This is a genomic window from Streptomyces katrae (genome assembly GCF_000966975.1).
GTDB lineage: Bacteria > Actinomycetota > Actinomycetes > Streptomycetales > Streptomycetaceae > Streptomyces > Streptomyces katrae.
The window spans coordinates 1-2,259 of sequence record NZ_JZWV01001291.1 but is presented as its reverse complement, the minus strand read 5'-3'; the positions used below and the strand labels follow the sequence as shown (position 1 = coordinate 2,259).

The following is a 2,259-nucleotide window of genomic DNA, read 5'->3' as shown; positions in this document are numbered from 1 at the left end:
GATGTGTATAAGAGACAGCCCTCACCCTCACCGGCCCCGGCCGGCTGGCCCTGGACCGCGTCCTGCCGCTCCCGGCCCTGCGCACCCCCCGCCCGTGGCTGGGCGCGGCGGCCCTCGCCCTCGGCGTGGTCCTCGCCGCGATCACCCTCCTCGTACGGAGCTGACCGCGGCGGCGTGCCGCCCTCCCCGCCCCGGCGGCCGGAGGGCGGCACGCGCCCCGGCCCGGCACGCTGATTGACCCGGGCCGATCGGGGGAACAGCGGAGAAATGACACAACCCATCGAAGACTACGCACTCATCGGCGACCTCATGACCAGCGCACTGGTCGGCCGCGACGGGTCCATCGACTGGCTGTGCCTGCCCCGCTTCGACTCCGCCGCCTGCTTCGCCGCCCTCCTCGGCGACGAGGAGAACGGCCACTGGACCATCGCCCCGGCCGGCGCCGCCGAGGGAGAGCGGTGCACCCGGCGTGCCTACGCCGACGGATCGCTGGTCCTCGAATCCCTCTGGGAGACCGACGAGGGCACCGTCAAGGTCACCGACTTCATGCCGCAGCGCGACACCGCCCCCGACGTCACGCGCATCGTCGAGGGAATCACCGGCCGCGTCACCGTCCGCAGCACCCTGCGCCTGCGCTTCGACTACGGGCACGTCATCCCCTGGGTCCGCCGCAGCGAGGGCGACCGGGTCGCCGTCGCCGGACCGGACTCCGTCTGGTTCCGCAGCGAGCCACCCGTCCACACCTGGGGCGAGGACAACAGCACCCGCTCCGAGTTCACCCTCGCCCCCGGCGAGAAGGTCGCCTTCGTCCTGACCTGGCACCCCTCGCACGAACCGCGCCCCGCCCGCGTCGACCCGTACGAGGCCCTCGAACAGAGCCTCGCCGACTGGCGGGACTGGTCCGCCCAGTGCCGCTACCAGGGCCCCTACGAGGAAGCCGTGACCCGCTCCCTCATCACCCTCAAGGCCCTCACCTACGCGCCCACCGGCGGGATCGCCGCAGCCGCGACCACCTCCCTGCCCGAGGAACTCGGCGGCGTCCGCAACTGGGACTACCGCTACTGCTGGCTGCGCGACGCCACCCTGACCCTCGACGCGCTCCTGAGCACCGGCTTCCTCGACGAGGCCCGCGCCTGGCGCGGCTGGCTGCTGCGCGCCGTCGCCGGAGACCCGGCCGACCTCCAGATCATGTACGGGATCGGCGGCGAGCGCCGCATCCCCGAGACCGAGCTCCCGTGGCTGCGCGGATACGCCGGCTCCGCGCCCGTCCGCGTGGGCAACGCCGCCGTGGACCAGCTCCAGCTGGACGTCTACGGAGAGGTCCTCGACTCCCTGTACCTGGCCCGCTCCACCGGACTGGCCTCGGAACGGCACGCCTGGAAGATCCAGCTCGCCCTGCTCGACTTCCTGGAGCGCAACTGGCGCCGCCCCGACGAGGGGCTGTGGGAGGTGCGCGGCCCGCGCCGCCACTTCACCCACTCCAAGGTGATGGCCTGGGTGGCCGCCGACCGGGCCGTACGGACCCTGGAGGGCGCCCCCCACATGCCCGGGGACGTGGAACGCTGGCGGGCCATGCGCGACGAGGTCCACCGCGACGTCTGCGAGCACGGCTACGACCCCGAGCGGGGCACCTTCACCCAGTACTACGGCTCACGGGAACTGGACGCGGCGACCCTGCTCATCCCCCGCGTCGGCTTCCTGCCGCCCGACGACCCGCGCGTCATCGGCACCGTCGACGCCGTACGGGCCGAACTGGGCAGCAGCGGCCTGGTCCGCCGCTACAGCACCGAGGGCCCCTCCGTCGACGGACTGCCCGGCGACGAAGGGGCCTTCCTGGCCTGCTCGTTCTGGCTGGCGGACGCCCTGTACCTGACCGGCCGGCCCAAGGAGGCCCGGGAACTCTTCGAACGGCTCCTGGCCGTGCGCAACGACGTGGGCCTGCTCGCCGAGGAGTACGACCCCGCGAGCGGCCGCCAGCTCGGCAACTTCCCCCAGGCCTTCAGCCACATCGGCCTGGTCAACACCGCCCTCACCCTGGGCGCCGACGGCTCCTGAAACGCGCGGACGGCCGGTGGGGCCGCCGCGCTGTGCGGCGGCCCCACCGGCCGATGCGGGGACGTGCTCCGGGCGGCTACGCCACGGCCGGCTCCGGCGCGAGCTCCACGCCCTCGGCGTCCTCGGCGTCCTCCGGGATGCTGACCAGCCAGCGGGTGTCCTTCCGCGGCCGCAGGTACAGCGCCCAGTACAGGGTGACGACTG

At 73.6% G+C, this 2,259-nt stretch carries 2 protein-coding genes; one reads left to right on the top strand and one right to left on the bottom strand.

What is annotated here, in order from left to right:
* On the bottom strand, nt 1-212 hold a 212-nt coding region (locus tag VR44_RS49340), incomplete at its 3' end, for a hypothetical protein (protein ID WP_211275201.1).
* Between the two features lie 55 nt (nt 213-267).
* On the opposite strand from VR44_RS49340, the gene VR44_RS36290 reads away from it, so the two are divergent.
* The gene (locus VR44_RS36290) at nt 268-2,055 is read left to right on the top strand and encodes a glycoside hydrolase family 15 protein (RefSeq protein WP_045951921.1); all 1,788 of its coding nucleotides are present in this window, start codon (nt 268-270) and stop codon (nt 2,053-2,055) included.
* Nucleotides 2,056-2,259 lie beyond the last annotated feature (204 nt).